Annotated in this window: 4 protein-coding genes; all 4 read right to left on the reverse strand. The window is 55.9% G+C overall.

What is annotated here, in order from left to right; genetic code table 11:
• The coding region (locus E1297_RS47320; protein ID WP_244328146.1) for a helix-hairpin-helix domain-containing protein at positions 1-338 on the reverse strand (338 nt) is incomplete at its 3' end.
• A 93-nt stretch (positions 339-431) separates the two neighbouring features.
• Positions 432-1,418: a fatty acid desaturase gene (locus E1297_RS47325; RefSeq protein WP_155151203.1), complete on the reverse strand. Its 987-nt coding sequence runs from the start codon at positions 1,416-1,418 to the stop codon at positions 432-434.
• Positions 1,419-1,584: 166 nt separating this feature from the next.
• Entirely contained in the window at positions 1,585-3,048 is a 1,464-nt protein-coding gene (gene der / locus E1297_RS47330; RefSeq protein ID WP_155151206.1) for a ribosome biogenesis GTPase Der, read from the reverse strand.
• A gap of 48 nt (positions 3,049-3,096) precedes the next feature.
• Positions 3,097-4,482 (reverse strand): PQQ-like beta-propeller repeat protein (locus E1297_RS47335; RefSeq protein ID WP_209016424.1); only part of this gene is annotated, 1,386 nt, incomplete at its 5' end.

Here is a 4,482-nt window from a genome sequence, read left to right on the forward strand (position 1 = left end):
GCGGCCGATGTCTTTCTCACCGTAGCCCTGCTTGCTGCTTTGGTTGGCGGCGCAGACGCAGGTTTTTTGGCTACGGTTTTACGTGCGGCAGGCTTGCGGGTCGCAGGCTTTCGTGCTGGTGCCCGAGTTGCAGTGGTTTTTGCTGCAGTGGGTTTCGAAGAAACCGCAGCCTTAGCAGCTGCTATCAGGATCGGCGCACGGGCCGCGCCTATTCGAGGGACCTTAACCAGTTCTTTCGGGTTCGCCTTTGCCAGATCATCGGCGGTTTTATAGCCATTGTCGGCCAATGATTTTGCAAGCGCGTCTCCTACGCCCTTTACGCTGGTAACTGGTGTCATTCCGGGTCCTTTCTCTATCTCCTTGATCAAACGTATATACACAGCATATACATCGCTGCAAGTCACAGCCGGTGGCTGATCGCCCACATGTACCTAACTGCTATGCACCAGTTCGGTCGTTTTGCCTTTCTTGGGGAACGGAACGAGGCGTTTTTTGTCCTCGTCCCAAAGTTTGAGGTTAAGCGCCGCTACAGCCTCGGGGAATTTGATCCTGCGCGGCGTGTATTCAGGCGGCAGATTGTAATGACATGCGCGCAGTCGGTATGAAGGAATGCGGGCATTGAAATGGTGTATGTCGTGCAAGGTGATACAGGCGACGGCATTGTCAAACCACCAACCGAAATCGAGCGCGGATGATCCGCGAAGGGCCGCTATTTTGGGATCAAGCTCTGGGCGTCGATCCCAGTACGTATCTTCAAAGTTATGTTGCAAATAGACAAGGAACACTCCCAGCATTCCCCCCAGCAGTGAAAAGACCAGCCAAACCAGAATGCCGGTTGTTCCTGCGATCAGGTAGAGGAGACCCAAGAAGACTACGATGGAGAGATTGTGTAGCAATACGCCTTTGACCCCAAAACGCATGGTATTCTTTGGCCAGCGGTAGCGGATAAAATAGGTGAACAGTGCGCCTACGGGCACAAGGATGAACGGATTGCGATAAAGCCGATAAAACAGGCGGGTTCTCCAATCGGCGGCCTCCCACTCACGGAGGGTCATCGTATGGATTTCGCCGGTTTCTCGATGTTCTAGATTACCGATCCCCGAGTGGTGCAGATTGTGGTTCTGCTTCATGACTTCGAACGGTGCAAACGTAAATGGTGACAGTCCATGTCCTGCCCATTCATTCTGCTGTCGTGTTTCGAATAGTGAGTGATGGCCGCAATCGTGCTGCAATACATACAGGCGTACGGCCGCAAACGCGAATATGATCCCTGCCGGTACCATAATGTACCAACGATCTACATACACGATCGCTAATGTCAGGGATGCAAAGTAGACTGCAAATGTCCCGAAATAGCTAAACGCGGCCAGCCTGTTGTCCTGCACCGCGTACTGTCTTGTGTATTCCCTCAGATCCATCAAGCCCGCTCCCAACGATGGTCCGGATTAATAACCTTTTCAAAACTATGTGCGGTTTGTCCGCAAACAAGTTGCGCGCACCAAAACAGATGCACGCTCATGAATGCTAGCGCGATGCCAAGGGCCTGTCACGCCCTTCGGTCAAAAATGCTGAAAATTGGCGCAGTTACGCCCTGCCCTTGAGATGTTTGGCCAAAGCACCGGCGTTTTTCTTCCGCCGACCCTTGTAGGGGTTCTTGTCGCCCTGGCCGCGCAGGGTTAGCCGAATGGGCGTACCCGGCATGTCAAAATCTTCACGCAGGCCATTGACCAGATACCTCGAATAACTGTCCGGCATCTTGTCTGGGTGCGAGCACATGACGACAAAACCTGGCGGGCGTGTTTTTGCCTGTGTCATGTAACGCAACTTGATCCGGCGTCCCTGCGGCGCAGGAGGCGGGTGCTGTTCAAGCATTGCTGTCAGCCAGCGATTCAAGGCGGCGGTTGGCACTCGACGGTTCCAGACATCATGGGCACGCAGGATTGCTGCACGCAACCGTTCCAGACCACGACCCGTTTTTGCAGAAACCGTAATCAGTGGTGCTCCGCGCAGCTGTGGCAGCAGACGTTCGAAGGACTGTTTCAAATCACGCAGCTTTTCCTGCTTGTCCTCTTCGATGTCCCACTTGTTGACGGCAATGACGACCGCCCGGCCCTCACGCTCGGCCAGATCAGCGATGCGCAGGTCTTGCTGTTCGAAAGGAATGGCCGCGTCGAGAAGGACAACGACCACTTCAGCAAACTTGACCGCACGCAGACCGTCCGAGACCGACAGCTTTTCAAGCTTTTCCTGAACTTTCGCCTTTTTACGCATGCCCGCTGTATCAAAGATACGCATCGGAGTGCTTTCGCCATCCGGATCGGCCCAATCAATGCGCAGGCTGATCGCATCGCGTGTAATTCCGGCCTCGGGCCCGGTCAGCAGACGATCTTCACCAATGATCTTGTTGATCAGCGTCGACTTGCCGGCATTGGGACGACCAACCACGGCCACTTGCAGAGGCTTCGCATCAGTGATGAGAGGTGTTTCGCCCTCTCCTTCCTCATCCAACTCGATATCGGTTTGCGGGGTATCCTCAGCCTGCTGCTCTTCCATCGCGTCCGCGATAGGCATCAGCTGCGCGTATAGGTCTGTCATGCCCTCGCCATGCTCACCCGACAGACGAACAGGCTCACCCAGACCCAGATTATAGGCCTCCAGCACGCCTGCGTCAGCGGCTGAGCCTTCGGCTTTGTTGGCCGCCAGAATGACGTGTTTCGAACGCTTGCGCAGAATATCGGCAAACATCTCATCCGTCGGCGTCAGCCCTGTGCGTGCATCAATCATGAACAGGCAGACATCGGCCATATCGACTGCGCGCTCTGTCAGGCGCCGCATACGTCCCTGAAGGCTGTCATCGGTCGCGTCTTCAAGACCCGCGGTATCGATTACGGTAAAACGCAGATCACCCAGACGCCCTTCGCCTTCGCGCAGGTCACGCGTTACGCCGGGCTGGTCGTCGACTAAAGCCAGACGTTTGCCCACGAGGCGGTTGAACAGGGTGGATTTGCCCACATTCGGGCGCCCCACGATGGCGAGGGTCAGCGACATGATACTCAACTTTCAAGACTCAGACGCGCCCTTTAGCGCATCTTTTCGTCAACGGAAAGCGTGCAGTTGTCCCTTGGTGGATACGACATACAGCGTTTGGCCAGCCACAACCGGTGCTGTGGTTGCACCACCGGGGATTTCAACCTGATGAACCAGAGTGCCGTCCGTAGGGCTATAGAACCGCAGATATCCGTCATTCGAAGCAATTACGATGCGGTTACCAGCCAGGATCGGACCATAATGCGCGTAGATCGCGCCACGACGACCCGGCTTGTCTTTTACAAAGCCCGGAAGGTCCTTGGCCCAAACGACCGACCCATCCGCTGCGTTCAACCGGATCAGCTGGCTCCGGTCACTGATCAAAAAGATGCTGTTTCCAGCAGGCCAGACTGTATCGACTGCCCCTTCATCTGCTGTCCAGTTACGCTCGCCAGTGTTCGCGTCAAACGCCACCGTCCGTCCGGAATGGTTGCCGATGTAGATCGTATCACCCACAACCATGGGCCCACCTGTAACGTCAAAGATCTGCGCAGCAGCGCGACCGCGGCGCCCTCCGGCTACCGAAGCATTCCAGCGTCTGATCCCACCCCGACGGAAGGTCGCGGCAATATCACCCGAACCGAATGCAAACACAGCCAGATCCGAAGCGATGACAGGTGCTGGCGCGCCCAACACATTCCCTACGCTTGGAGTACCCTCAATTTGCCAGGCAATACGACCGTCCTTGGTGTTTATAGTCCAGCCGGTTTCATCCCCTGCTACCAGATACAACAAACCATCACTGACCAGAGGTGACCCACTGCCTGTCGCGTTCAGACGTTTTTGCCAACGCTTGGCACCTGTTTTGGCGTCCAGCGCGGTCAGACGGCCATAGCCGGATGAGATATAGAGCACGCCATTAGAATAAGCCATTCCACCGCCCGTGGCGTCGGAATCCCCATCTGTTGGCGGAATGAGGTTGGTGCTCCAGACCACCTGCCCCTGAGGTGACACCGCAGATACGGTTGCACCTGAGTCGAGGGTATAGATCAACCCTCCGGCGACAACCGGCTCGGCCGTAATTCGCTGTTTGCGAGAATCGCCATTGCCGATCGAGGTCGACCAGATCGGTCGAGGAGCGCTGCTGAGCGCGGCATTTGTGGTACGGAATGCAGATGTGCCCGGGCTTTGAGACCAGTTTGCGTTCCGGCTCTGGGCTGGCAAGCTGATCGGCTTTGAACCACGGGTCTCAACAGTTTCGGTATCCGCAGCAGGGCGAATGTCTTCGCGTTCACCGGGCAGAATAATCTCAGGTTCCTGACAGGCGCTCAGCGCCGTCAATGCGACCGCTGCCACCGACAAACCAAAGCGGGAGAAAAGTCTTATTTCCATGAAGTTCCGAACTCGCCTGTCTATTCCGTTAAACCGCTGCCAAAGCTCAACCTTGCTGAGCCA

Source organism: Roseibium sp. RKSG952 (genome assembly GCF_009711355.1).

Bases quoted from the DNA above. Each gene is read 5' to 3' on its own strand.
- der (WP_155151206.1), bottom strand. From the start codon at position 3,048: ATGTCGCTGACCCTCGCCATCGTGGGGCGCCCGAATGTGGGCAAATCC.
- E1297_RS47325 (WP_155151203.1), bottom strand. From the start codon at position 1,418: ATGGATCTGAGGGAATACACAAGACAGTACGCGGTGCAGGACAACAGG.